The sequence below is a fragment of the Lactococcus formosensis genome (assembly GCF_037892375.1).
Lineage (GTDB): Bacteria > Bacillota > Bacilli > Lactobacillales > Streptococcaceae > Lactococcus > Lactococcus formosensis.
In genome coordinates this window covers 1,927,167-1,953,092 of the sequence record NZ_CP141721.1, presented here as the reverse complement: position 1 = coordinate 1,953,092, position 25,926 = coordinate 1,927,167, and the positions used below count along the sequence as shown (strand labels likewise).

Below are 25,926 nucleotides of genomic sequence, written 5' to 3'. Positions count from 1 at the left end.
ATGTCTGAAGGTTATGTTCTCGACTTACGTAAAATAGTGGGCCCGCGCCCACTTGTCGTTGCATGTGCCAGCATAATTATCTATAATGAAGATGGAATCTTGCTGCAGAAACGTAAGGATACAGGGTGTTGGTCTTATCACGGCGGTTCAATTGAACCAGGAGAAACAGCGGAAGAAGCTGCAAGCAGAGAGCTTTTTGAAGAAATAGGTTTGACTGTAGAAAACATGGAGTTATTTACCGTGTGTTCTGGAGAGGAACAGCATTTCTGCTATCCAAATGGTGATGAAGTACATATCGTGGATACTGTTTATGCCAGCAAGGATTTTTCAGGGCAAATGGTTTTTGAAGAAAGCGAAGTCCTGGATGCACAATGGTTTGCATTTGACCAATTGCCAGAAAATATTATGCCTTCGACAAGAACACCGCTCTTAGATTTTGCGAGAAAAATGAGAGAGAACATCGAAAATATATAAGGAAAAAGAATGTATATAGAATTAGTTGATGAAACGGAAAAAGTTTCAAAAGAAATTATTGAGCAAACTGAAAAGTTATTAAGCTTTGCTGCAGATTATATAAAGCTTGCCGACTCAAAAGAAATGTCTGTTACTTTCGTTGATAATGCGCGTTCACAAGAAATTAACCTGGAATATAGGGAGAAAGATGCACCTACGGATGTTATCTCACTTGAATATAAACCTGATGAAGATGAGTTTTTCTTTGATGAAGATATGGATATTCCAGAAGAGTTGATGGATGAGCTTGATCCTTTTATTGGTCAGCTCTTTATCTCAATCGATAAAGCTGCCGAGCAAGCAGCAGATTATGGACATTCCCTTGAACGTGAATATGGCTGGTTAGCTGTACATGGCTTCTTACATATTAATGGTTACGATCATTATTCTCCAGAAGAAGAAGCAGAAATGTTCGGACTTCAGGAGGAGATTTTGACTGCTTATGGACTTAAAAGATAACGAAAAAGATGTAAAAATTTTTAATAAGGAAGACTTTGCGGACGGTGAAGTCCCTGAGAATACCCAGCGTAAGCGCTGGAAAAACACGAATGTTATTTCCAGTATGGAGTTCGCAATCACGGGTATCTGGACAGCTTTTAAAGAAGAAAGAAATATGCGCAAGCATACACTTTCTGGTATTCTGGCTTTAATCTTTGGTGTTGCTTTACAAATTCGAGAATTTGAGTGGCTCTTCCTTTTTCTTGCCATCTTTTTGGTTTTTATGGCAGAGCTGTTCAATTCGGCTATTGAGAATGTGGTTGATTTGGCTGCAGATTATCAGTTTCATTTGCGTGCCAAAAGAGCCAAAGATATGGCTGCGGGAGCTGTTTTAGTCATTTCCGGCTTTGCCGTGATTGTTGCTGCGTTTATCTTCTTACCTAAAATTTGGCACCTGTTTTTTTAAAGTCAACGACACAAAGAGAAGGTTTTGATTTCCTGAGCTCCAGCTCGTTTTAACACAGCTATAGCATGTTGGAGCGTTCGACCGGTAGTATAAACATCATCTACTAGTAAAATCTTATCTGGTATTTTTACCTTTGCTTTTAGAGTAAAGGTATTTTTGTTTTTGAGTCGTTCATTCCTGTTACGTGTATTTTGTGCAGGACCCTCTTCTTTTTCCAAAAGAGAAGAGAAGGGGAGGGAGTGTAGAAGTGCAATAACTTGATTGAAGCCTCTCTCCTGAAAACGTTGCTTACTCACAGGAATTGGAACAATTGTATAGCCTCTTTCTGTTTTAAAATATTTGTGAAAAACATGATGTAGGCGGTAATCTCCCATAAATTTATAACGACTAAAGAAGTCTTCCATAGCTGTATTATAGGTAAAGACAGCTTGATGATTTACAATAATGCCTTCCTTTTCCCAAATCTTGCAGTCAGAGCAGACATCTTTTATGTCTGGCTTATAGCAGCGGCTGCAATAAGGAGTAGTAATCTGTTGAAACTGATTGTGACAACTTGTGCAAATTCCGGGAGAGGGTAATGTTAAGAGCAAAAGCTGATGAAAGGTGGGTTCAAGAGTGTACTCAGCATGGCAAAGCAAACAAATCATTGGAAACCTCCTGCTTTATTCATATTTCTGATATCTTTATAAGCTTCCAACATTGCTGTTGTTTTTCCTAAATGAAAGAAAATCACTTTGCCGTCAGGTCTTTCGGTACTTCGACCTACTCGTCCGGCAATTTGGATGAGGCTTGATCTTGTGAAATTATGGTGGTGACTTTGAAATACAAAAACGTCAACCTTAGGGAAGGTTACGCCACGTTCTAAAATAGTCGTTGAGACAAGGATAGAAACTTTTCCGTGTCGAAAACGTTCCACAGACTCTAAGCGTTCAAGACTCGTTGATGCAACAAAGGCAATTTCTTCATGAGGAAAACTGCTTTGTAAGTCTTGGCACAGTTTTTCTCCCAGCCTTATTTCAGGGGCAAAGATAAGTAATGGTAAACCAGATTCGCGTTGTTTTTTGATCATCTTGTAAAACTTGCTCTGCCAAAAAAATTGCGGAAGTACTAGTGGAAAACCATGAAAGCGTCGGGGAAGTTGTAACTTTTCGATTTGCCCCAACTTGACTTGTTTTTCCAAATTGTTGGTGGTTGTTGCAGTAAGATAAATCAAGCTTGAAGAAGGTTTTCGAGCTTGAGCCAGCGCAAAATAAAGCATTTCATTATCTGGAAATGGAAAAGCGTCAACTTCGTCGAGAATGAGTAAATCAAAGGCATGACGAAAACGTAAAAGCTGATGTGTGGTTGCAATTACAAGAGGAGAACGGCTGTATTTCTCACCCTTTCCATGCAAAAGCGAGATGGGACAGGAAAAATCCCTCTTTAAGCGATAGTAAAGTTCTAGACAAACATCAATGCGTGGACTCGTCAAACCCACAGCTTTTCCTTTCTTTAAGGTGGCATCAATGACTTGATAAATCATTTCCGTCTTTCCTGCCCCTGTTACAGCCTGTACCAGCACTGTTTTTTGCTGCCGATGCAGATTAAGTAAATTATCGGAGATATATTGCTGAGGACCTGTGAGCTTTCCCTGCCATTTTAGACAAGAAACTGCAGCAAAATTTTTCTGTGGAAGGTGATAAAGTTTTTCATCAGAGCGAACACGCCCCATCTGAATACAATGCGGGCAATAATAAGCACCAACGGGGAGATAAACCTCTTTTTTCTTACTCTTTTTACCACAGCGGTTACACATGACAATCGTTTTTGAAACTTCTTTCATACCATCAAAAAGTATGACTTCGTCTGGTATTTTCGTCAATTCTTTTTGCAGAAGAAGTCTACCGTATAATTCATTCATATCTTTAAGACGAAAAAAGTCGCATGTTTTCACTATTTTTGATAAAATTTATTTATGATAATTACCATAAAAGAGGATTTCACTGCAGAAGAAGAAATCAAAAAATCGCGCTTCATTTGCCATTTGAAGCGCGTTTATACTGAGGAAGAAGCACGATCCTTTATTTCAGAAATCAAAAAAGAGCATCATAAGGCAAATCATAATTGTTCAGCCTTCACTTTAGGCGACCGTCAGGAAATTCAGCGTTCAAGTGATGATGGAGAACCTTCTGGCACAGCTGGTGTACCTATGCTGGAAATTCTTAAGAAAAGAGAAATTACCAACGTTTGTGCAGTTGTTACTCGATATTTTGGGGGTATTAAACTCGGCGCTGGTGGTTTAATCCGTGCATACGCGGGGAGTGTCGGTCATGCTCTAGATCAGGTTGGTTTGGTCAAATTTGTCACACAGGAGCAATTAATCTTGACTCTTGATTACGGGAACTATGACGGGCTGCAACGCTTTTTGAGCGCCCAAGGCTTAATTATCTCAGAAAGTGAATTTCTCTCCGATGTTACGGTCAAGCTCTTTGTTGACTTGGATAAGACCGACCAACTTTTGGCCGATTTGATTGAACAGTTCAGTGGAAAAATTTCCGTGGCAAAAGGGGACAAGCACCTGGTGGAAGTTGATATTTAGAAAAAGGAATTTATGAAAATTTTTAGAAGCTCGTTTATTGTTAGTATTATTGCATTGATTATCGCTTACCTCTATGCTGGATGGGATGGCTTAATGATTACAGCTATCCTAGCGGTATTGGAAATTTCACTTTCCATGGATAATGCCATTGTTAATGCACGTATTTTGGAGCGTATGAGCCATGCTTGGCGTAAAATATTTTTGACGGTGGGGATTTTAATTGCTGTTGTGGGGATGCGTTTGGTCTTTCCGCTTTTGATTGTTGGTGTCTCCGCAAAACTGGATCCGATAAGTGCCATGCGCTTAGCTTTAGAAAAAGGGGATCCCAGTGTTCCAGGGACCTACGGTTATATTTTGCACCATGCGCACCCTTCGATCGCTGCATTTGGCGGTATGTTTCTTTTGATGCTTGCTCTTGGTTTTTTCTTTGATCAAAGGGCACATACATGGCTAAAATTGCCTGAGAAAGTCTTGCAACAGGTTGGTCATTTTCCTGCAGCAAATGCGATAATTTCAATGCTTGTTCTTTTATTGACTGCTGAATTTATCGCAGCTGATGCACACACGGTTCTATTCTCCGGTGTTTTGGGGATTGTAACTTATATGTTGGTGAACGGTTTTGGCGATATGATGACCGAGCATATGCCTACTGAAACAGCAGGTCAGACGACTTATGCTGTAGGAAGAGCAGCTTTCTCACTCTTCCTTTATCTTGAGGTTATCGATGCATCCTTTAGTTTTGATGGTGTTATCGGTGCCTTCGCTATTACTTCAGACCCAATTATTATCCTGCTTGGACTAGGCGTTATTGGTGCAATGTTTGTCCGCTCACTGACCCTTTACTTGGTAGAAAAAGGAACACTGAATGAGCTTGTTTATTTAGAACACGGTGCGCATTGGGCGATTCTTACCTTAGCCATTCTGATTTTGGCAAGTATCCATTGGGAAATTGGTGAGGCAGTGACAGGTTTACTTGGTGGGATTATTATCGTGTTATCCTTTATCTCAAGTATTATTTACAATCGAACACATTAATCAAATAAAAAAAGTTGCACAAGAAGTGCAGCTTTTTTAGTGTTGGAGGGTATGTTCTTGAACGAATCGGAGCGTTTGTTGATAGCAGAGCTGTGCTTCTTTCGTACGGTAATCAAATTGATACTCATGTCCAATTTTTTTACTGGAATCACTAAAGAAGAGCTCGGATACAGGAACGTTTAGCTCCTTTAAACGCTTTGCCAATGCTTCACCTTCTGGAGCGAAACTAAGAGTATTTCCATCCGTAATATAAGTGGGCGGATAGTTTTCTGTTACGGCCGGAACCACGCTTGCTTGTTTTAGATGTGTATTGGTTTTCCAATCTGTTGTACCTAAGAGTGACCAAGCGACAGTTTTGGTGAAAGCTTTAAGCAATAAATTATTTGACTTATCATGTGCCTTTTCTTGCAAGTTTACAGGGCCGCAATAAGAGATGACACCTTTTAAGTTTTGCTTAGTGAGGAGTGGTTTGAAGTTTAATGCGTTCGCATAAGATTTATTGGTTTGAATAGCCGCATATTGGGCTGCAATTTGGGCACCAGCGCTATCACCTCCAAGAATAATTTGAGTAAAATCAAGAGAAGGATATTTATCTTGATGCTGGAATAAATCCTTTATCAATTCGTTTATTTGCTGAACTTGGCTGGGATATTGTGCATCAGGTGCAAGTGCATAATTAGGACAGATAACAGCAACTTGAGCATCATGCGCAATCCTAGAGGCAAATTCTTTAACATCAGTTTTATTTCCTCCGACATAAGCACCACCATGAACCCAGATAATTACTGGAATAGGGCCTTTGGTATTTTGTGGCATGTAAATGTCAAAGGTATTTCTTTTTTTGTCTGAATTATAGCTGATGTCACTTTTCAAAAGGACCTTTTTCTTGTGAGCCTCATAGGTATTTTGATCTGTTATCTTTCCGCCACTTTTAGCAAAAAGACGGTTGATCACAAATGCTCCGGGACGTGGGGAGAGATTAAACACCAGTACCACTCCTAAAATTAATACCACAAGAAAGCCTAACAATAAACTTATAACCTTAAATAATTTTTTCATGATGAACTTATTATATCAAATTATTTCATGTTGCAAATGATTTTTGAAAAAGGGTTCAGCAAGCTGAATCCCTCTTTAGCCTCTTCAAATCGGTAACACTAAAAACTTTAAGTCTGGCCTTGACATTTTCAGCAAAAAGGACTACAATTTTAAGGTAAAGCAAGCGACTCGGGACAGTGAAAGCCGAGATTTAAAATGGCCCAAAATCATCGCAATACGAATGAAGTAAAAAATAAAGGTGGAACCGTGCATAGCACCCTTTGTCTTAGGACAGGTGTATTGCGCGGTTTTTATATTATTTTAAGGAGTAGAACATTATGATGAATCCAGCAGAAATATTGGCTGCAACTATTTACCATGGACAAGAAAAGGTCAAACGACCGATGTTAGAAAAAGCTGTACTTGGCTTTATTGGAGGCGCGTTAATCTCTTTAGGTTATCTGCTTTATATCCGCGTCATATCAAGTGTCGTCGATGATTTTGGAAGTTTGGCAAGTTTCATCGGTGCAGCAGTGTTTCCTATTGGTTTGATTGTTATTCTCATGGGCGGTGGCGAGCTCATCACATCGAATATGACGGCTGTTTCTGTATCTTTCTTTGCAAAGAAAGTAAAGTTTTCAGATTTGCTCAAAAACTGGATTGTCATCACGATTTTTAATCTTCTGGGTGCCTTCTTTGTGGCTTTCTTTTTTGCACACATTGTTGGGTTGACAAGTACAGGTGTGTATCGTGAGGAATTAATCACTGTTGCGCACTCGAAAATAAATGCAACTTGGCTTCAGACTTTGGTTTCTGGAGTAGGGTGTAACTGGTTTGTAGGCCTTGCAATGTGGCTTTCTTACGGAGCCAAAGATGCAGCAGGAAAAGTAATGGTAATCTGGTTCCCGACAATGGCTTTTGTTGCAATTGGTTTCCAGCACAGTGTGGCAAATGCATTTGCCATCCCCGCTGCAATCTTTGAAGGTGGCGCAACCTGGATGGAATTCATCCGCAATTTCAGTCTTGTCTATGCTGGAAACATCATCGGTGGTGTGATTTTCGTTGCTGGTTTCTACTTCCTCGGGTATAGACGCCAAATGAATGAACTTAATAAATAATAAGGAGAATTAAATGTCAAATAATAAATTATCATTTCAAGATATGATTCTGACTTTGCAGGCTTTTTGGTCTAAGCAAGGTGCAAACTTGATGCAAGCCTACGATAACGAAGTTGGTGCAGGAACGATGAGTCCTTATACTTTCTTGCGTTCAAATGGTCCTGAACCTTGGTCAGCGGCATATGTTCAACCTTCACGTCGACCTGCAGATGGACGTTATGGTGAAAACCCTAACCGCCTTTTCCAACACCACCAATTTCAAGTGGTGATGAAACCTTTACCAAAAAATATCCAAGAACTTTACTTGGAAAGTTTAGCTGCCTTGGGTATTCATGCTTTGGAGCATGATATTCGTTTTGTTGAAGATAACTGGGAAAACCCATCAATGGGTTGTGCCGGCATTGGTTGGGAAGTTTGGATTGATGGACAAGAATGTACACAGTTTACTTATTTCCAACAAGTTGGCGGTATTGAAGTGGATTCTGTAACTTCTGAAATCACTTACGGTTTAGAACGCTTGGCAACAGCTATTCAAGAAGTCGATAGCGTCTATGATCTTGAATGGGGAAATGGTGTACTTTATGGCGATATTTTCAAAGAGCCGGAATACGAGCACTCAAAATTTGCTTTTGAAGAGTCAGATCAAGATATGCTTTTAGACTTGTTTAACAAGTATGAAGCAGAAGCACTTAAATTACTAGATTTAGGTTTGGTCCACCCTGCTTATGACTTTATCTTGAAGAGCTCTCATACCTTTAACCTTTTGGATGCGCGTGGCGCAGTTTCTGTAACTGAACGTGCTGGGTACCTGCACCGCGTACGTACAATGGCGCGTAAAGTTGCCAAAACATTTATTGAAGAACGTGCTAAACTTGGTTTCCCACTTTTGAAAGATGAAGATTTACGTGAGAAATATCTGGGAGAAAAAGGGAAATATACAAAAGTTCTGGCACAATTGGCAGAAGAACAGGAGGCAAAATAATGGCAAACTATTTACTCGAAATTGGCTTGGAAGAAATGCCAGCCCACTTGGTAACACCTGCAATCAATCAATTGGCAGAACGTCTTTCGGACTTTTTGAATGAAAACCGTTTAGAATTTGATGCTATCCGCAAATTTTCAACACCACGTCGTTTGGCTGTTTTGGTGGAAGGACTTGCTGAAAATTCCGAAGCAATGGACGAAGAAGTCAAAGGTCCATCTGCTAAAATTGCTAAAGATGCTGAAGGAAACTGGTCAAAAGCCATTCAAGGTTTCTCTCGTGGACAAGGCGTAACACCTGACGAATTGGTCCTCAAGGGCGATTACTATTTCGCAAACAAACATATCGCAGGCGTAGCTGCACAAGAAATATTGACAAAAGTTGGCGATGAAGTCATTTCTAAAATGCAGTTCAAAACTTACATGAAATGGGGAAATAATAGCTTCCTCTTCGTGCGTCCAATCCAATGGATGATTTCTTTACTAGATGCCAAAGTGGTTCCCTTTGACATTCTTGATGTGACTGCAGGAAATACAACACGTGGTCATCGCTTCCTTTCAAACCAAGTATTTACGCTTGAACATGCGACAGATTATGCCAAAGTTTTGACTGATAATTTTGTTATGGTTGATGCTGGTGCACGTAAAGCTGAAATTAGCCAACAAATCAAAGAAATTGCAGCTGAACATGGCTGGAAAGTTGAACTTTCAGACGAAAAACATGTTGAACTTCTTGAAGAAGTCAACAACCTAGTCGAGTACCCAACTGCTTTTGTCGGCAGCTTTGATGAAAAGTATTTGTCAGTTCCGGAAGAAGTTCTGGTTACTTCAATGCGCGATAACCAACGTTATTTTGAAGTTTATACTGCAGAAGGTAAGCTCGCACCGCACTTTATCTCCGTTCGTAATGGTAATGCTGAAGGTATGAAGAATGTCATTTTAGGTAATGAAAAAGTTCTGGTTGCCCGTTTGGAAGATGCTGAGTTCTTCTGGAAAGAAGATCAAAAATTAAAAATTGCAGATCTTGTGAAGAAACTTGAAAATGTAACTTTCCATGCAAAAATCGGTTCAATCACAGAACATATGGCTCGTACAAAAGCAATTGCAGCACATCTGGCAGATATTGCCAAGCTGACAGAAACTGAAAAGACGGATGTGGCGCGTGCAGCAGATATTTATAAATTTGATCTTTTGACAGGTATGGTTGGTGAATTTGATGAACTTCAAGGCGTTATGGGTGAAAAATATGCCCTTCTTGCAGGAGAGAATGGCAACGTAGCAGTAGCAGTTCGTGAGCATTATATGCCGGTATCTGCTGAAGGAGATTTGCCGGAAACTGCTGTCGGAAGTGTTTTAGCTGCTGCAGATAAAATCGACAGCATTCTTTCATTCTTTAGCGCAGGCTTAATTCCTTCAGGCTCAAATGACCCATACGCTTTGCGTCGTGCAGCGCAAGGATTGACACGTATTATTGAGAAATTCAACTGGCACTTTGACTTTTCGGAGTTTATCGCCGTACTTGATTATGAAAATAAAGAGCAAGTTATTGATTTCCTCAAAGGGCGTGTGCAAAAACTTCTACTGGATAAGAAAATCCGTCACGATATTGTTGAAGCAACGATTGCGGCAGATACAATGGATATTGCTAACATGATGGAAATTGCACCAATGCTTAACAGTCATAAGGACGAAGAAACTTTTAAACCAGCTATTGAAAATATTTCACGTGTGATCAACTTGGCGAAAAAAGCCGATCATGTCGGAACGGTTTCTTCTGAACTCTTTGAGAACGATGCTGAAGGCATGCTTTACGAAGCTACAGAAGAACTTAAAGCAGGTTGGGCAAACTTGTCTGCCTCTGAAAAATATGATATTCTTGTCAACAAAGGTGTTCCAGCTATTAACAATTTCTTTGAAAATGTAATGGTTATGGCAGAAGATGAAAAAGTACGTCACAATCGTCTGGCCTTGCTTACAGAGCTGTCAGCACTTACAGGAACAATGGCTGACTTTAGTTTAATCAATACAAAATAAGGAGGATATTGGTCTTATGGCAATCACAAATGAACAAGTAGAACGTATCAATGAGCTTGCACGTAAACACAAAGCAGAAGGACTAACAGAAGCCGAAACTGCAGAACGTGCTGAATTGCGCCGTATTTATCTTGATAGCGTACGTGAAAATCTCCGCGGTCAAGTTGAAGCAGTAAAATTGGTGGATGAAGATGGAAAAGACATCACACCAGAAAAACTTAAAGACATTCAACGTGCCAAAGGTATGCGCGATTAAAGCTGGTCGAGCATTGTGCTCGGCCTGTTTTTAATATGCTACCAGATTAGCTCCTGAAGGAGTTAATGCTGCTTGAAAATTCCTATGAGAATTTCTAGCGCACCTTATTGGTCAGGAATTTATCTTGACAAATTGATAATGTTAGATGACAATTCCTATCAGAATTGCCTGGGCATTTTATTTAGGCAGAAATCAAGTTTGTTTGATTTCTGCACCCTTGTTATTATTTAGACAGGTAAGAGGAATTACTTTTAATGAAAAATATAAAAATTGGAATATCAAGATGGGCTATACTTTATGCCGTATTAGCTCTTGTGATTGGGGTAATCATTGGAGCTGTTGATGCTTTATTTGGGCGTGGCTTGATTTATATTACTGAAACACGTGATGCACATCCCTTGTATTTTCTTCCTTTTTTAGCATTAGCTGGTCTTTTGATTGTTTATGTTTACCAACGTTTTGGTAAAGAGAGTCAAAAAGGAATGGGTCTAATTTTTGAAGCTGGAAATAAGGGGCGAGAAGATATCCCTAAACGCTTAGTGCCCTTGATTATCTTTTCAACTTGGCTGTCACATCTCTTTGGTGCAAGTGTCGGTCGAGAAGGAGTAGCTGTCCAGATTGGTGCTACGATTGGTCATACAGTGGGAAGTAAACTATCTTCCAAAGAAGCACAAAAAGTGCTCTTGATTACGGGGATGGCAGCTGGTTTTGCAGGACTCTTCCAAACCCCTATTGCTGCAACTTTCTTTGCTATTGAAATCTTGATGGTGGGCAAGATCGAATATATGGCTCTCTTCCCCGCCCTGGTCGGTTCTTATGTAGCTAGTGCGACTTCTCATGCTTTAGGCTTAGAAAAATTTTCCTTTGCGGTCAATACCGACTTAACTATTGATCCGTTGGTGCTTCTAAAGCTTCTTATCGTGGCCATTTGTTTCGGCTTAGTTGGTCGCATCTTTGCCCAAGGTTTAGCCTTTATGAAGACTTATATGGCGAGCAAGCTATCTAACCCTTATCGCCGCATTTTACTTATGGGTCTGATTTTGAGCTTGGGTCTTATCTTTATCCATCTTGATCGTTATGCAGGACTAGGGACGAATCTAATTTCGATGAGTTTTAACGGGCAGCATATCAATGCCTACGATTGGCTTCTGAAGCTGCTCTTTACGGTCTTAAGTATTTCAGCAGGTTTTCAAGGTGGAGAAGTGACCCCACTCTTTGCGATTGGTGCCAGTTTAGGTGCGACCTTGGCTGTACTTTTGGGCTTACCTGTCGGCTTAGTTGCTGCTGCCGGTTATGTTTCCGTCTTTTCTTCAGCAACAAACTCTTACTTTGCTTCCATATTTATTGCTGCAGAAGTCTTTGGCTTCGGTACGGTACAGTATATCTTACCGATCGTCACAATCGCCTATATTCTCAATGGCAATGCTTCGATATATGCACAAGGGAAACTCAACTTAGAGGTTTAAAAAAGAATAAGACTTTTGGTCTTATTCTTTTTATTGTCTATTTTTCTATAACTAGAATGAGCAATTTTTGATCACAAATTATAGTGAAGTGATAAAATAGAAGAAGAATATGAAAACGCCTACGAAAAATATTGGCTTAGAAAAGAAGAGGGGCAACTGTGAATATTGAAGCTTTACTTGAAAAGAAAGAGCAAATACAGGTTAAGATTCTACGTCAGTTGGTCGTCAAACATGATAAGGTAACAGCACAAGAACTGTGTGATTGGGTAAATCTCTCCCGTCCATCAGTTGAAAGTTACCTGGAGGACATCTCTTATCTGGGAAAGGTGATGGGAACGCCTATGGAAGTTCTGCGACAGGATAATAAACTTGTCCTAAACATGGCAGAGTCTCAAAGCTTAGATGAAGTCATCAGCTTTTTAATCCAAGACAGCATTAAGTATCGCTTGCTTCTCTTGCTTTTAGAACAAAAAAATTACATGATTTTTGAACTAGCAGAAGCCTTACTGGTCAGTGAATCAACCTTGTTCCGCAAAATAAAAGAGCTGAATAAACTTTTAGCCGAGTTTGAGCTTCAAATCAAAAACAATAAGTTGGTGGGGGAAGAGAGTCAGATTCGCTATTTTTACTACTTATTGTTTGATTCGCTTCATCCTAAATTTCGGCCAAACTTCCTTCAAGTCACGAAGTTTCAAGTTGATTTTATCCTGCAACTCGAAGAAACCTTAAAAGTAACCTTTTCGACAAGCAGCCAAGATAAACTTTACCGTTGGTTAGCCATTACAGAAAAAAGGCGTAAACTTACAGACATTCAAGTCACTCAATCTTTGAAACTGAAGAAAATCTATCAAGATGACCACCTTTATCAGCTGTTGGACTCTCTTTTTTACCAATATATTTATGATAAACAGAGTAAGGACAACTGTGAGACAATCTTTTTCTACAGTTTTCTCTTATCCTTTTTCATCTTAGATAAGGAAAGTTATTACCGCTTTGATATTTTTCGCAGTAAAAAAATCCCCACCGTTCTCTTGAATATTTCTTTAAGAGAACGTATGTTGAACCACTATCGTCCTCATCGTTTAGGGTTTGAAGAGGAAAAAGCCATCAGTTATCAGCTGGCTCAAGTGAATAATAAATTCGCCTTTTTCCAAGGCGGTCTCTTTACTAAGAGCCAAGAAGCTTTACTGTTGCAGAAGCAAAACTGGGTTGATAAAAGTTTCCAAGATTTACTTGATAATCTCAAAAATATCGCCTTAAGTTATATTCCAAAAGAACAGGATTTGCCTGAACTCATCTTTGGCTATCGTAATGCTTTGATGTTATTGGAACTTTTATCTGCTCAACAATTGACGGTGGCTTATGATTTGTCTGATACGCCAGCCTATCAAATCCCCATGGAACACTATCTTAAAAATCGTCTCAGAGCAGTAGAAAAGATAAAGCTAGAGCATTATCATGAAGGTCAGAGCTATGACCTGCTTATCTCAAGTAAAAGAAATGACAGTCGAAAGTTTGTCTATATTCTTTCCGAGTTTTCCAGCGATTATGACTTTGAAGAGTTACTGACCTGTATCGAAGCCTTGAAGAAAGAAAAATTTCAAAAGAAAGCAATTCTCACTTGAGAATCAGAATAGAAAAAGAGGCAACCTGTCTCTTTTTTATTTGTTTATATGGAAATAATTTTGCTTTTGTTGATAAATTTATTACAATTTTGTTATGTAAATGTTATTTAGGTAACTAAAAATATCTAGGTATTGACAGAGGTAATATTATGTCTTATAATCTATTAGCACAGCACAGCACAGCACAGCACAGCACAGTTAACTTTGGAGAGTCACTACAAGTTAATGTGTCTTTTTTAGCTTATAATTAACGCCTTAATTTTGGGCGTTTTTGTGTGATGAAAAAAGGAGTTTAATATGAAAACAAAGAAGAATAAAAAAATGAGATTTTTAAGTACAACGAGTCAGCTTTTAACTATTATGAGTCTAGCAGGGCTTGTCGGTAGCCCAGTGCTTAATGGCACATCTGCTCTAGCAACAACACTCTCATCAGATGTGGAAATCAGTAAAGGTGTAGAGATCTCACTTACAGATGATTCAGAAGGTAAAATTGCCAGAGCAAAAAACAAGGTAATTGAGCCAGGAGAAGAAAAAATTGAAAACCCTGATGAACCAAAACCCGCAGAATATATTCCAGAAGCTGGGAAAACTGATTCTGAAACAAAAAGTACAGAAGAGGTCTCTATAGTATCAATGACCATTTTGGGAGAAGTAGAAGCGGAGTGGGATACTAATACGGCTACATTAACACTTCTAAGCGGTACAATAACTGTACCGAGTGGGTGGGGAACGATTCCGCGGGAGCAAGTGAGGCGCATTGTTTTTAAAGATTCTGTGACTGTTGACGGTGACAAAAGCTTGGGTGCTCTTTTTATGGGAATGGAGGAACTTGAAACAATTGACAACTTGTCATATCTAAATACCAGTGATGTGACAGATATGTCTCAAATGTTTAGGAATACACCATCACTCACATCTGCTGATTTGTCATCTTTTGATACACGTGCTGTGACTACTATGTTAGGAATGTTTCAACAATCTGGCTTTGAAGAGCTAGATTTATCTTCATTCGTGACAGATAATGTCATAAACATGAGTAGTATGTTTCAAGCGTCAAATTTACATCATATTGATGTGTCTTCCTTTAACACATCTAAAGTTACAACTATGAGAGATATGTTCGGTTATTCTCATGATTTGATTGATATAAAAGGATTAGATGAGTTTGATACACAGACTGTTATAAGTATGGAAGGGATGTTTTGGTTTGCGAATAGCTTAAAGAGTCTGGATTTATCTCATTTTAATACAAAGAATGTAACCAATATGGCTTATATGTTTGCAAGCGCGCACAGTTTAACCGATTTAAATATTGAAAGCTTTAGAACAGATAAGGTACAAGATATGAGACGTATGTTTTTAGGAACATGGGGATTAGATTATTTAGATTTGTCTCATTTTGATACAAGTGCAGTGACTGACATGAATCATATGTTTGCTGGATCCCGAATTGTCAATCTGGATATAGATAGGGAAAACTTTGACACAAGTTCTGTCACAGATATGTCCCTTATGTTCGCCCATACACGCAATCTTGAGAGAATTGATTTAAGTGGTTTTGACACAAGGGCTGTCACAAATATGGAAGCAATGTTTTGGATGGCGGATACATTAACTGAACTTGACCTCTCTTCCTTTGAAACACCAGCACTTACACGAATGAATGAAATGTTTGATGAAGCTCGGGCATTAAGAAAAATAGATATGTCATCTTTTGATACGAGGAATGTTCAAACACATAATAGAACAAATATTTTCCAAGGGTTAGAGTCTTTAGTCGAGCTTCATTTAGGCGCAAATACCAACATCAGCGCCTCTGCCTTACCAAGTGAGACAACAACTCCAGGATTTCTTAACTTTTGGCGACGGGAAATACAGAGAGAACAAATGAATTGGTTAAGTTCTGAAGACTTGATGGATTTATCTGGTAATATAAGCCAAGCTGCTGGAGTCTGGCGACGTGTACCCTACCAAACTGCAGTTGAAGTTAAGAATAGTAGCCTTTTTATAGGTGATAATTGGAAACCGCAAGATAACTTTATCAAAGCGACTGATCGTTTTGGAGAAGAGGTGGTGTTTGATCGGATTACGGTGATGGGCTCTGTTGATACGGATAAGGCAGGGGTCTATAAGGTGACTTACGCTTATGATGGTGCAGAAGCAACAGCTGAGATCACAGTCAAAACTAGAGAGGAGAACAACGGAACTTCTAATGGTGGGGAAAGTAGTGATGGAGATTCTGAAGTCAATAACGAAGGGGAAGAACACCCTCAAAAAAGTAACGGTAATTTACCAAAAACAGGAGAAGGATCAGGTCTATGGGGTGTACTTGGTTTCGTGCAGTTGATAGTTGCAATAGTATTATGGCTTCAACGGAGGAAAGTGAACAAGACTACTGTAAAATAATAAACAAGAAATAACATAGAAAAGCTTCCTAAAGATGGGAGTTTTTTTATGTTATTGACATAAGTTTATGGATGACTTTCAAAATTTTTTTAAATTTCTTAAAAAATGAAAGTATTTGATTCTTTTTAAATGCTATAATAAGAAGTATAGAAAGCGTTTACAAAGGAGAACGAACATGACAGAAACTTCTTACATTATGGCAATTGACCAAGGTACAACAAGCTCAAGAGCTATTATATTTGATAAACAGGGTAAACACATTGGGAGTTCCCAAAAGGAATTTACCCAGTACTTTCCTAAAGAAGGTTGGGTCGAACATGATGCAAACGAGATTTGGAACTCTGTTCAATCTGTTATCGCAGGAGCTTTTATCGAATCTGGTATCAAACCTGTACAGGTTGCCGGTATCGGGATAACTAACCAACGTGAAACAACTATTATCTGGGACAAGAAAACAGGAAAGCCCATCTATCATGCCATTGTTTGGCAATCGCGTCAATCTGCCGATATTGCAAATGGTCTTAAAGAAGCAGGGCATGAGGAGCTCTTCCACAAAAAGACAGGACTTATTGTTGATTCATACTTTTCAGCCACAAAGATTCGTTGGATCCTTGATCACGTAGAAGGTGCTCAAGAGCGTGCAGAACGAGGCGAGCTCCTCTTTGGAACTATCGATACTTGGCTCTTGTGGAAGTTGACAGATGGTGATGCACATTATACTGATTATTCTAATGCAAGCCGTACGATGCTCTACAACATTCACGAACTGAAATGGGACGAAGAAATCTTGAAGATTCTTAATATCCCAGCTTCAATGCTTCCAGAGGTCAAGTCAAACTCTGAAGTTTACGGTGTGACTAAAGGCTTCCATTTCTTCGGTTCTGAAGTACCAATCTCTGGTATGGCGGGAGACCAGCAGGCTGCATTATTTGGACAAATGGCCTTTGAACCTGGAATGATTAAAAACACCTATGGTACAGGTTCATTTATCGTTATGAATACAGGTGAGAAACCCCATATTTCGAAAAATAACATGCTGACAACGATTGGCTATGGTATTAATGGAAAAGTTTATTATGCCTTAGAAGGAAGTATCTTTGTTGCAGGATCATCCATTCAATGGTTACGTGATGGTTTAAAGATGTTGGAGCGTGCCAGTGATTCGGAAGAAGTTGCCCTCCAATCAACGAGTAAAGATGAAGTCTATGTTGTTCCAGCATTTGTCGGCCTTGGAGCTCCATATTGGGACCAAGAAGCGCGAGGCGCAATGTTTGGCTTGACACGTGGAACAACAAAAGAAGATATTGTGAAAGCAACCTTACAAGGGATTGCTTATCAAGTTCGTGATGTAGTCAGCACTATGAAAGAAGATACAGGAATCGATATGTCTGTGCTTAAGGTAGACGGGGGCGCTGCAAACAATGAATACTTGATGCAGTTCCAAGCGGATATCCTGAATATCCCAATCCAACGTGCGGGCGATTTGGAAACAACAGCACTTGGTGCAGCCTTCCTTGCAGGACTAGCTGTTGGTTTCTGGAAAGACTTAGAAGAACTTAAAGAATCCTATGAACCGGGCAAAATTTTCCAAACTCAAATGCCAGAAGAACGCAGAGAAGAACTCTATGCCGGTTGGAAAAAAGCCGTGAATGCGACACGTGCTTTCAAATAATAATCAATCAGACAGTAACCTAAAAGGAGAATAGAAATGGCTTTTTCTAAAAAAACAAGACAAGAAGCAATCACAAAAGTTCAAAATGAAGAGATGGACCTACTCGTTATCGGAGGGGGGATCACTGGTGCTGGCTTGACTTTACAAGCAGCGGCTGCTGGCATGAAAGTGGCTATACTTGAAATGCAGGACTTTTCAGAAGGTACATCATCCCGTTCAACAAAACTCGTGCATGGTGGGATCCGTTATCTCAAAAACTTCGATGTGGAAGTTGTTTCTGATACAGTTTCAGAACGTGCTGTTGTTCAAGGCATTGCACCACATATTCCTAAGCCAGATCCGATGTTACTTCCTATCTACGATGATGAAGGCAAGACAACATTTGATATGTTTTCTGTGAAAATTGCGATGGATTTGTATGACCGTTTGGCCGGTGTGGATGAAGACTTACCATATGCTAACTATACTATCTCACCAGAAGAAGTATTGCGTCGTGAGCCACTCATCAAGAAAAAAGGGTTACAAGGAGCTGGTGTTTATCTTGACTATCGTAATAACGATGCACGCTTGGTAATTGATAATATCAAAAAAGCCGTAGAAGATGGTGCGCAAGCCATTAGCAAGATGAAAGTGATTGATTTTATCTATACCGATGGACAAATCTCTGGTGTCCGTGCGCGTGATTTGTTGACAGACCAAGTCATTGAAGTCAAAGCTAAACTTGTGATTAATACAAGTGGTCCTTGGGTAGATAAGATTCGTTACCTGAACTTCACACGTCCTATTGTGCCAAAAATGCGTCCAACAAAAGGTGTACATCTGGTAGTGGATGCAGCCAAACTACCTGTACCACAACCAACTTATTTTGATACAGGCAAACACGATAAACGTATGGTCTTTGCTATTCCCCGTGAAAATAAAACTTATTTTGGTACGACAGATACGGATTATCATGGCGACTTTACTGATCCAAAAGTCACTCAAGAAGATGTGGATTACCTCTTGGATGTCATTAATTTCCGTTACCCTGAAGCAAATATCACGATTAATGACATTGAAGCTTCATGGGCTGGATTGCGCCCACTATTAGGTGGAAATTCTGGTTCAGACTATAACGGTGGGGATAATGGTGCGGTTTCTGAAACCAGCTTTAACGCTGTCGTTGAGGCAGTGCTCCGCTATAAAAATAAAACAGCAACAAAAGCCGAAGTAGAACATTTGTTGAACAATATGGAATCAAGCCTTTCCGAAAAAGGAGATGCACCATCTTCCGTATCGCGTGGAAGTTCCCTCGAACGTGAGAGCGATGGTTTGATTACTCTAGCGGGCGGTAAAATTACGGACTACCGTAAAATGGCTGCGGGTGCGATGGAACTTATCTGCCAACTGCTTAATGAGGACTTTGGTTTGAAATATGAACCTATAGACTCTAAAAAATACCAAATCTCTGGTGGTGAATTTGACCCAACTAAGGTTGAAGAAGTTGTTGCTGAAAACATGAAAGTTGGTGTTGCTGCAGGACTTACAGAAGAAGAAGCAAAATACATCGCGGACTTTTATGGTATGAACGCCCTCCAAGTCTTTGCCTATGCTTCTGAAATGGAGCCATATGAAGGTCTATCTCTCGCCGAATCAGCACGTTTACGTTATGCGCTTGAAGATGAAATGATCTTGACGCCAGTGGATTACTTGCTTCGTCGTACCAACCATATTTTATTTATGCGTGAAGGCGTAGATGCTATCAAGGTACATGTTGTTAATGCCATGGCGGAATATCTCGGCTGGTCTGCAGAAGAAAAAGCAGAACAAGAAAAAGCTTTGGAAGAAGCACTTCGTGAATCTGACTTGTCGGACTTGAAGAAGTAGAAGAGTCCAACGATGATTGAAACAAATAAAATATAGAAAAAAGGAGTCAATATGCACTCAGAAATGGTACAATTACTCGGTAAATTTTTAGGCACATTTATCTTAATCCTTCTTGGTAACGGTGTAGTTTCAGGCGTTGTTCTGAACAAGACGAAAGCAACAGGAGCAGGGTGGGTTGCTATCACACTCGGTTGGGGCTTTGCAGTAATGATGGGGGTTTACATTTCCGGATTTATGTCGCCTGCCCACTTGAATCCAGCAGTAACAATTGCAATGGCAATGATTGGTAGCTTTAGCTGGAGTTTGGTTTTCCCTTATATTATCGCGCAAATGCTCGGGGCAATGGTTGCCAGCATTATCCTCTACCTGATGTTTTATCCTCACTATGCTGAAACTAAAAATCCAGCAGATATCTTAGGTACATTTTCTACAGGCCCAGCCATTCGTCAGACGGGTTCGAACTTAATCAGTGAAATTGTTGGAACAGCAGTCTTAACGACAGGTATTCTGGCCTTTGGGCAATATGCAATTACGCAAACTTCTGGTGTTTCACCTCTTTTAGTGGGTGCTATCATCACAGCCATTGGTTTATCACTTGGTGCGACAACCGGTTACTCTTTGAATCCGGCACGTGACTTAGGTCCTCGTATCATGCACGCTATCTTACCTATCAAGGGCAAAGGGGATTCTGACTGGTCTTACGCATGGATTCCTGTTGTTGGTCCAATCATTGGTGGTAGCTTAGGCGCCCTTCTCTTTAACATGGTTATTCAATTTGCAAGTAAATAAATTGAAATAATAGACAAAAGCAGAGTTAGACAAAAATCTAGCTCTTTTTTTATGAAAAAAATACCAGTAATCCTCCAGCTTATGGGAATAAAAACTAAACAAAGAAAACGCTTTATTTTCTCTTGCTTTTGAAAATAAGAGGTGCTATATTACAAATATAACAAAACTAAAAGAAAAATTTTGGAGGAAACAAAATGTCGAAAAAAATAGTAGCCGTTACGGCCTGTGCTGCTGGAATAGCGCACACCTATATGGCCGCCGAATCTATAGAAAAAGCGGCTAAAAAAATGGGCTATGAGGTCAAAGTAGAGACAAATGGAGCTATTGGAGCAGAGAATGTCTTAACTCCTGAAGAGATCGAAAGCGCAGATCTTGTGCTTGTTGCCTCAGACATTAAGATTGATCCGATTCGTTTCACAGGTAAGCCTCTTTATGTTACAAAATCTATTCCGGCAATTGAAGATTCTGAAGCTTTGATAAAAAAAGCATTCGCTGAGGCTGAAGTTTTTGGCAAGAAAGGAAGTAAAGTAGGGAATATTCAGATTGGTAATGATAAAGATAAGGTTACTTTTCTGACCCATGTGATGAGTGGTATTTCTTATATGGTGCCAATGGTCATCGCTGCAGGTCTTCTCCTTACCATTGCCAATCTCTATGCCTTTCAAAGGGACGACCTAGGACGTATTGTCAAGTGGGGTTTTGACAATACGACACAAATGGGCTTCCTCATGGAAAAACTTTTTTATGTTGGGCAGATGGGTTTTAAACTGATGATTCCACTATTTGCTGGTTTTGTGGCAAATTCCATTGCAGACAAACCCGCAATAGCTCCTGCCATGATTGGTGCTTATCTTGTTAATGACCCAGAATTTTTAGGAACTGAAGCAGGTGGAGGTTTTATTGGTGCAATTATTGTGGCTTTCATTGTTGGCTATATGGTCAAAGGATTGAAAAAAATAAAATGGCCTAAAATTGTTATGCCAATCGTGCCAATTATGATTATTCCCTTTATTGCAACAGCAGTTATCAGCTTGATCGTGCTTTATATCATCGGAAATCCAATATCGGTGGGGATGGATGCTATGTATGATGGGTTAACCAATTTAAATAATAATTTCGCAGGTGCACCAATCATTATCGGAGCCATTTGTGGCGCAATGATTGGGTTTGACTTGGGTGGACCAATCAATAAAACGGCTTTGGTGTTTGGGACAGCAATATTTACCGATACAATGACAAAATACGGTATTGAAGGTGCAAACTTTGTACCAGGTACAGCAACACAAGCAGCGATTTCGGTAGCTCCCTTAGGTGTATGGTTGGCTACGATATTATTTAAAAATAAATTTTCAAAAGATGAAAAAATTGCTGCCAGTGCAGCCTTCGGTATGGGGATTGTGGGTGTCACTGAAGGAGCTATTCCATTTGTGGCAGCACATCCTGTACGAATGATTTTCTCAAACGTTGTAGGATCAGCTGTTGCAGGCGGACTTATCTCAGCTACTGGTTCGAAATTTTATGGCGGTATTGGCTCGCCTCTGGGGACCTTTATTGGTTATATTGAGCAACCGATTCCTTTTGTAACATGGATTTTGTGCGTATGTGCAGGTATTTTGACCACCGCATTATTGATTGGATTTACACGAGGTATTGAATTCAAAAAAACAGTAAAAGTTAAAGCAAAATAAGAAGGTGAATAAAGATGAACAAAGAAGTTTTTAATCAAGAACATATCCTTTTCGATACAAGCGCACGTACACAGGAAGAAGCCTTTGCAGTTATTGCACAGTTTGCACATTCTCTGGGCTTTGTGGACAATGAAGCCGAATATTTTGAAGGCCTAAAACAGCGAGAAGCAGAAGCAACAACAGGGTTCAAAGACCATATCGCCATTCCTCATTGTAAAGATAAAACGAACTTAAAGCCGGGCATGTTTTTCGTTAGATTTGCCAATGAAATTCCTTGGAATGCTTTGGATGGCAAACCCGTGAAAGTTGCTCTGGCACTTACGATTCCCGAGGAAGGTGCGACTGAGCACTTGAAGTTGCTGAGCTTAATCGCTCGAAAACTAATCGATGATCAATTTCGTGAAGATATTTTATCAGAGAAAGACCCGAATAATCTGACTGCCGTTATAGATAAAATTGATTTTTAACTCAAAGGTCAAATCATCTTGATTTGGCCTTTTGAAAAAATGAATAAGGAAGTAAAAATGAAGAAAAAAGTACATGTCATTCATCATACACACTGGGATTTAGAATGGTATTTTACTCATAATGAGTCTTTCGTCCAGTTGGCTTATCATTTGGATGAAGTAATGCGCGCTTTGGAGAATAATGAAATTTCTTATTATCTCCTCGATGGGCAAATGAGTATTTTGGATGACTACCTCCAAAGTTTTCCTGAACAAAAAACACGACTCAAAAAGCTGGTTCAAGCTGGAAAACTCTGGATTGGTCCATGGTATACTCAAACAGATGAACTCATCATAAGTGGCGAGTCAATCGTGAGAAATTTGACTCTGGGAATGGAATTAGCCGAAGATTTGGGTGGTTATATGAATATCGGTTACCTGCCAGACTCTTTCGGCCAGAGCAAAGATATGCCTAAGATATATCGAGGTTTAGGAATTGATCGTACACTCTTTTGGCGAGGATTGCCGCAGGAAAAAACAAGGGACCGCGAATTTTATTGGCAAGCTGAAGATGGTTCAAAAGTTTTAGCCGCAAATATTAAGGATGGTTATTTTGTCGGCGTTGGACTTATTCACAGTGACCAAACCCAAGAACTTATGACACAGATTGAAGACGGTGCTGTGGGGCAACATCTTGTATTACCTGTAGGAGGAGACCAGCGTTATGTAGATTTTAACCTGCGTGAGCGGATTGATTTTTACAACCAGAAACTGAGTGACTATGAGTTAAAAGAAAGCAATTATGAGGAGCTATTCTCCGAACTCGAAAAAGAGGAACTGACCACAATTGAAGGTGAATTTATCTCCAGCTCAGTCTCGAAAATCCATCGCTCGATTTACTCCTCACGTTACGATCATAAGTATTTGAATGATAAGCTGGAAAGACGGATGATTTATCAGGTAGAACCACTCGTTCTTATGGCTGAAAAACTTGGAATTGCTAACAAGCAGGGCTTAATTGACAGAATCTGGAAACTACTGGCAAAAAATCAAGCCCACGACAGTGCGGGCGGCTGTAATAGCGATAAAACCAATCGCATTATTCGCGAACGCTTTATCGAAGCAGACCAACTGTCTTATTCCATAGTCGACTACTTGACCAGAAAAATCAGTGAGTCACAGAAAAAAGTTTGTGACCATCAAGTCAGCATTTTTAATACCCTACCTTGGGAAGTAACTAAAACAGTAAAAATTAATGTCTCTACTGAGTTTGAAGATATCCAACTGAAAAATACAGCAGGGGAAGCGCTCAGTTTTGATGTTCTGGCAAGAAATAAAGAATATTCTGGTGAAATCAGACGCGAAGAAGCCGCTCAAGATCCGGATAAATATTATTATATTCATGAACTGGCTGTAGAAGTTACGGTTCCTGCGCTTAGTTTTGTGAATTACTTCGTTGAAGAAAGTCAACGGTCAAGCATGGTCATCAGCGAAGACAAGCAAGATTATATTGAAAATGATTACTACAAGCTGAGCTATGAAAAAGGACAGCTTCATTTATTTGATAAGAAAAAGCAGCAAAGTTATGACAACATCTTATCTTTTGAAGATGGCGGTGATGAAGGTGATACTTACGATTACTCGCCAGCTCATGCAGATCGTGTCTTTGATTTGACACTTGAAGGAAGTAAAAATAGTACTTTTTGTGGGGAACATTATCAAGAGTTATTATTGACAGGTTCTTGGGAACTTCCTAAAGATTTGAAAGAACGTGCAGAAGGCATCTGCCAACAAAAACAAGACTACGAATTAAAAATTACCTTAAAAAAAGGGAGCAAGCATCTCGAATGCCATTTGACGATAGATAATCAAGCGCTGGATCATCGTATGCGTGCAGTCATCAATCTTCCTTTTGCTAATCAATATTCTTACACAGATACGCCTTTTGGTACAGTGAAGCGTGAAGCAGAAGATCCGCATTTGAAAGATTGGCAAGAAATCGGCTGGCGTGAAGAACCAACGGCTATTTATCCCATGCTAAAATGGGTTAATGCTCACGATGATAAAAACAGTTGGACGGTTTTTGCCAAAGGAATCAAAGAATATCAATTAATCGGGGAAAAACACCATCAGTTAGCTTTAACCCTCTTTCGAAGTGTCGGATTTTTAGGACGACCTGATTTGCTCAGAAGGCCAGGTGTAGCTTCTGGTAATGCTTTTAAGTACATCCCAACACCTGATAGCCAATTGTTGGAAAAATTAACATTCAAATTTGCAATAAGTTTAGAACAGGATTATAACCCCGCACGACTTGCTCAAAGTTACCTTGATTATGCTTTATCCCTGCCTTTCTATCAAATTCAGAGTCTAAATCTTTTTACAACGACTTTAAAATATTTTGTGTCAAATACCTTGAAAGAAAAAATTTCCAGTCCCCAGAATATCAGCTTGAAATCACCTGACCTTGTCTTTAGTTCACTCCGTAAGAATAAGCTTTACGGCGGTTGGGATTTACGGGTGTATAATCCAAGTACCCAAGCGGTTAAGGGTGAGAATTTTATTCTGTCAGAGCAGGAGCTTCGCTATGAGTTTGTGGACTTAAAAGGAATTGCGCTGACCGAACGACAAAAAAATAGTAAAATTAATCTGGGAGATTTTAGAGCAGGACAGATTAAAACTGTTCATTTCATAGATTGAGGAAAAATCATGAAGGAAGATATTTTCATATTAATTGAATCGCACCGTTTGGAATTAACCTATGTTGAGGAGATTATAGCCAATTATTTTATCAGTAAAAAGGCACCACTGAATATAGATAAATTAGCACAAACACTAGCTGTATCAAAGGCATCGATTACTCGCTTTTGTAAAAAGATTGGTTTGGATAATTACAAGGAACTCATGTTTTTATACAACCTTTCCTTGGATAAAAAAGAAGAGCCATCGATTTCATCGGCAGTGACAGCTATTTACCACGCTTTAGCCACACGAAGTGACAATGCTTATTCTGAGGTGGAAGTGGACAAGCTGTGCGCTTTAATAAAAGATCATAATATCATTCATTTTTTTGGAAAGGGATTTAACAGTTATACAGGAGCTGATTTTTCATTCAAATTTTCACGGTTTGGCAAGTATGTTCGTGTCATTTCAGAGGAAAAGTCAATCTTAATGTCAGCAGAATTTGCCCGTGAGGGTGAAATGATACTCGTGGCCTCCTTGAGAGGAATAGACAGCAATCTTCTTGAAGCGATGACCATAACAAAGGAAAAAAATATTCCGATAGCACTGATTACTTCCAATCCTAATTCTGATTTGATTAAACAAGCAGATATTACACTAATATCAGCGGGCTTAACACATGAAGAATCTATCGGGAATATCTTACCACAAATTCCGATTTTGATTCAATTAGACATACTTTACGAACGCTATCTTCATCTCTTTTCTGATTCTGTAAAGAAATGGATCAAATCTGAAGAAATTTTACATAAAAATAAAAAATAAGAAGGTT

At 39.4% G+C, this 25,926-nt stretch carries 22 protein-coding genes; 19 read left to right on the top strand and 3 right to left on the bottom strand.

Annotated elements, in window-relative coordinates:
• From VNN39_RS09390 to VNN39_RS09380, 3 genes are read left to right on the top strand one after another with little or no spacing between them, the layout of a single operon-like run.
• Entirely contained in the window at positions 1-474 is a 474-nt protein-coding gene (locus tag VNN39_RS09390; protein WP_017369708.1) for an NUDIX hydrolase, read from the top strand.
• 9 nt (positions 475-483) lie between these two features.
• Complete coding sequence (gene ybeY / locus VNN39_RS09385; protein WP_338997612.1) at positions 484-972, top strand: rRNA maturation RNase YbeY; 489 nt, start codon at positions 484-486, stop codon at positions 970-972.
• Positions 956-1,417: a diacylglycerol kinase family protein gene (locus VNN39_RS09380; protein ID WP_096368379.1), complete on the top strand. Its 462-nt coding sequence runs from the start codon at positions 956-958 to the stop codon at positions 1,415-1,417. Before ybeY ends, VNN39_RS09380 begins: the two co-directional genes overlap by 17 nt.
• Before the next feature lie 2 nt (positions 1,418-1,419).
• On the opposite strand, the gene VNN39_RS09375 is transcribed toward VNN39_RS09380, so the two are convergent.
• Both VNN39_RS09375 and VNN39_RS09370 read right to left on the bottom strand, forming a co-directional pair.
• Positions 1,420-2,064, bottom strand: a complete 645-nt coding sequence (locus VNN39_RS09375) for a ComF family protein (RefSeq protein WP_338997611.1) — start codon at positions 2,062-2,064, stop codon at positions 1,420-1,422.
• Positions 2,061-3,317, bottom strand: a complete 1,257-nt coding sequence (locus tag VNN39_RS09370) for a DEAD/DEAH box helicase (RefSeq protein ID WP_338997610.1) — start codon at positions 3,315-3,317, stop codon at positions 2,061-2,063. The genes VNN39_RS09375 and VNN39_RS09370 overlap by 4 nt, the downstream gene beginning before the upstream one ends.
• Before the next feature lie 54 nt (positions 3,318-3,371).
• Here VNN39_RS09370 and VNN39_RS09365 point away from each other — a divergent pair, with 54 nt between their 5' ends.
• Together VNN39_RS09365 and VNN39_RS09360 are read left to right on the top strand one after the other, a co-directional pair.
• A complete protein-coding gene (locus tag VNN39_RS09365; RefSeq protein WP_017369704.1) occupies positions 3,372-3,995 on the top strand; it encodes a YigZ family protein in 624 nt (207 codons plus the stop codon).
• 12 nt (positions 3,996-4,007) lie between these two features.
• Positions 4,008-5,030 carry a DUF475 domain-containing protein gene (locus VNN39_RS09360; RefSeq protein ID WP_019293557.1) on the top strand — a complete coding sequence of 341 codons (1,023 nt, stop codon included), beginning with the start codon at positions 4,008-4,010 and terminating at the stop codon, positions 5,028-5,030.
• 36 nt (positions 5,031-5,066) lie between these two features.
• On the opposite strand, the gene VNN39_RS09355 is transcribed toward VNN39_RS09360, so the two are convergent.
• On the bottom strand, positions 5,067-6,089 hold the full coding sequence (locus VNN39_RS09355; RefSeq protein WP_338997609.1) for an alpha/beta hydrolase: 1,023 nt from the start codon (positions 6,087-6,089) through the stop codon (positions 5,067-5,069).
• Positions 6,090-6,406: 317 nt separating this feature from the next.
• Here VNN39_RS09355 and VNN39_RS09350 point away from each other — a divergent pair, with 317 nt between their 5' ends.
• The 14 genes from VNN39_RS09350 to VNN39_RS09285 all read left to right on the top strand — a co-directional run bounded on the left by VNN39_RS09350 (position 6,407) and on the right by VNN39_RS09285 (position 25,919).
• The gene (locus tag VNN39_RS09350) at positions 6,407-7,186 is read left to right on the top strand and encodes a formate/nitrite transporter family protein (protein ID WP_338997607.1); all 780 of its coding nucleotides are present in this window, start codon (positions 6,407-6,409) and stop codon (positions 7,184-7,186) included.
• A 13-nt stretch (positions 7,187-7,199) separates the two neighbouring features.
• A complete protein-coding gene (gene glyQ / locus VNN39_RS09345) occupies positions 7,200-8,168 on the top strand; it encodes a glycine--tRNA ligase subunit alpha (RefSeq protein ID WP_339007091.1) in 969 nt (322 codons plus the stop codon).
• Complete coding sequence (gene glyS, locus VNN39_RS09340; protein ID WP_338997603.1) at positions 8,168-10,201, top strand: glycine--tRNA ligase subunit beta; 2,034 nt, start codon at positions 8,168-8,170, stop codon at positions 10,199-10,201. Before glyQ ends, glyS begins: the two co-directional genes overlap by 1 nt.
• Before the next feature lie 16 nt (positions 10,202-10,217).
• Positions 10,218-10,457 (top strand): DUF896 domain-containing protein, encoded by a 240-nt coding sequence (locus tag VNN39_RS09335; RefSeq protein ID WP_004257921.1) that lies wholly within the window; start codon positions 10,218-10,220, stop codon positions 10,455-10,457.
• 254 nt (positions 10,458-10,711) lie between these two features.
• Complete coding sequence (locus VNN39_RS09330) at positions 10,712-11,923, top strand: voltage-gated chloride channel family protein (protein WP_165713657.1); 1,212 nt, start codon at positions 10,712-10,714, stop codon at positions 11,921-11,923.
• Positions 11,924-12,081: 158 nt separating this feature from the next.
• Entirely contained in the window at positions 12,082-13,548 is a 1,467-nt protein-coding gene (locus VNN39_RS09325; protein WP_096368372.1) for a helix-turn-helix domain-containing protein, read from the top strand.
• Positions 13,549-13,845: 297 nt separating this feature from the next.
• Positions 13,846-15,954 carry a BspA family leucine-rich repeat surface protein gene (locus tag VNN39_RS09320; protein ID WP_338997601.1) on the top strand — a complete coding sequence of 703 codons (2,109 nt, stop codon included), beginning with the start codon at positions 13,846-13,848 and terminating at the stop codon, positions 15,952-15,954.
• A gap of 175 nt (positions 15,955-16,129) precedes the next feature.
• Positions 16,130-17,626, top strand: a complete 1,497-nt coding sequence (gene glpK, locus VNN39_RS09315) for a glycerol kinase GlpK (protein WP_338997600.1) — start codon at positions 16,130-16,132, stop codon at positions 17,624-17,626.
• A 36-nt stretch (positions 17,627-17,662) separates the two neighbouring features.
• Positions 17,663-19,492, top strand: coding sequence for a type 1 glycerol-3-phosphate oxidase (glpO, locus tag VNN39_RS09310; protein WP_338997599.1), 1,830 nt, complete (start codon positions 17,663-17,665; stop codon positions 19,490-19,492).
• Positions 19,493-19,543: 51 nt separating this feature from the next.
• Positions 19,544-20,281: an MIP/aquaporin family protein gene (locus VNN39_RS09305; RefSeq protein ID WP_338997598.1), complete on the top strand. Its 738-nt coding sequence runs from the start codon at positions 19,544-19,546 to the stop codon at positions 20,279-20,281.
• A gap of 194 nt (positions 20,282-20,475) precedes the next feature.
• A complete protein-coding gene (locus VNN39_RS09300; protein WP_165711606.1) occupies positions 20,476-21,969 on the top strand; it encodes a PTS fructose transporter subunit IIC in 1,494 nt (497 codons plus the stop codon).
• Positions 21,970-21,983: 14 nt separating this feature from the next.
• Positions 21,984-22,436, top strand: coding sequence for a PTS sugar transporter subunit IIA (locus VNN39_RS09295; protein ID WP_086582483.1), 453 nt, complete (start codon positions 21,984-21,986; stop codon positions 22,434-22,436).
• A gap of 57 nt (positions 22,437-22,493) precedes the next feature.
• A complete protein-coding gene (locus VNN39_RS09290; protein ID WP_339007089.1) occupies positions 22,494-25,112 on the top strand; it encodes a glycoside hydrolase family 38 C-terminal domain-containing protein in 2,619 nt (872 codons plus the stop codon).
• Positions 25,113-25,121: 9 nt separating this feature from the next.
• Positions 25,122-25,919 carry a MurR/RpiR family transcriptional regulator gene (locus VNN39_RS09285; RefSeq protein WP_338997595.1) on the top strand — a complete coding sequence of 266 codons (798 nt, stop codon included), beginning with the start codon at positions 25,122-25,124 and terminating at the stop codon, positions 25,917-25,919.
• Positions 25,920-25,926: the final 7 nt, after the last annotated feature.

What these genes read in the sequence shown, in the direction of transcription:
- VNN39_RS09390 (WP_017369708.1), top strand. Translation starts at nt 1, where the DNA reads ATGTCTGAAGGTTATGTTCTCGACTTACGTAAAATAGTGGGCCCGCGC.
- ybeY (WP_338997612.1), top strand. Translation starts at nt 484, where the DNA reads ATGTATATAGAATTAGTTGATGAAACGGAAAAAGTTTCAAAAGAAATT.
- VNN39_RS09380 (WP_096368379.1), top strand. Translation starts at nt 956, where the DNA reads ATGGACTTAAAAGATAACGAAAAAGATGTAAAAATTTTTAATAAGGAA.
- VNN39_RS09375 (WP_338997611.1), bottom strand. Translation starts at nt 2,064, where the DNA reads ATGATTTGTTTGCTTTGCCATGCTGAGTACACTCTTGAACCCACCTTT.
- VNN39_RS09370 (WP_338997610.1), bottom strand. Translation starts at nt 3,317, where the DNA reads ATGAATGAATTATACGGTAGACTTCTTCTGCAAAAAGAATTGACGAAA.
- VNN39_RS09365 (WP_017369704.1), top strand. Translation starts at nt 3,372, where the DNA reads ATGATAATTACCATAAAAGAGGATTTCACTGCAGAAGAAGAAATCAAA.
- VNN39_RS09360 (WP_019293557.1), top strand. Translation starts at nt 4,008, where the DNA reads ATGAAAATTTTTAGAAGCTCGTTTATTGTTAGTATTATTGCATTGATT.
- VNN39_RS09355 (WP_338997609.1), bottom strand. Translation starts at nt 6,089, where the DNA reads ATGAAAAAATTATTTAAGGTTATAAGTTTATTGTTAGGCTTTCTTGTG.
- VNN39_RS09350 (WP_338997607.1), top strand. Translation starts at nt 6,407, where the DNA reads ATGATGAATCCAGCAGAAATATTGGCTGCAACTATTTACCATGGACAA.
- glyQ (WP_339007091.1), top strand. Translation starts at nt 7,200, where the DNA reads ATGTCAAATAATAAATTATCATTTCAAGATATGATTCTGACTTTGCAG.
- glyS (WP_338997603.1), top strand. Translation starts at nt 8,168, where the DNA reads ATGGCAAACTATTTACTCGAAATTGGCTTGGAAGAAATGCCAGCCCAC.
- VNN39_RS09335 (WP_004257921.1), top strand. Translation starts at nt 10,218, where the DNA reads ATGGCAATCACAAATGAACAAGTAGAACGTATCAATGAGCTTGCACGT.
- VNN39_RS09330 (WP_165713657.1), top strand. Translation starts at nt 10,712, where the DNA reads ATGAAAAATATAAAAATTGGAATATCAAGATGGGCTATACTTTATGCC.
- VNN39_RS09320 (WP_338997601.1), top strand. Translation starts at nt 13,846, where the DNA reads ATGAAAACAAAGAAGAATAAAAAAATGAGATTTTTAAGTACAACGAGT.
- glpK (WP_338997600.1), top strand. Translation starts at nt 16,130, where the DNA reads ATGACAGAAACTTCTTACATTATGGCAATTGACCAAGGTACAACAAGC.
- glpO (WP_338997599.1), top strand. Translation starts at nt 17,663, where the DNA reads ATGGCTTTTTCTAAAAAAACAAGACAAGAAGCAATCACAAAAGTTCAA.
- VNN39_RS09305 (WP_338997598.1), top strand. Translation starts at nt 19,544, where the DNA reads ATGCACTCAGAAATGGTACAATTACTCGGTAAATTTTTAGGCACATTT.
- VNN39_RS09300 (WP_165711606.1), top strand. Translation starts at nt 20,476, where the DNA reads ATGTCGAAAAAAATAGTAGCCGTTACGGCCTGTGCTGCTGGAATAGCG.
- VNN39_RS09295 (WP_086582483.1), top strand. Translation starts at nt 21,984, where the DNA reads ATGAACAAAGAAGTTTTTAATCAAGAACATATCCTTTTCGATACAAGC.
- VNN39_RS09290 (WP_339007089.1), top strand. Translation starts at nt 22,494, where the DNA reads ATGAAGAAAAAAGTACATGTCATTCATCATACACACTGGGATTTAGAA.
- VNN39_RS09285 (WP_338997595.1), top strand. Translation starts at nt 25,122, where the DNA reads ATGAAGGAAGATATTTTCATATTAATTGAATCGCACCGTTTGGAATTA.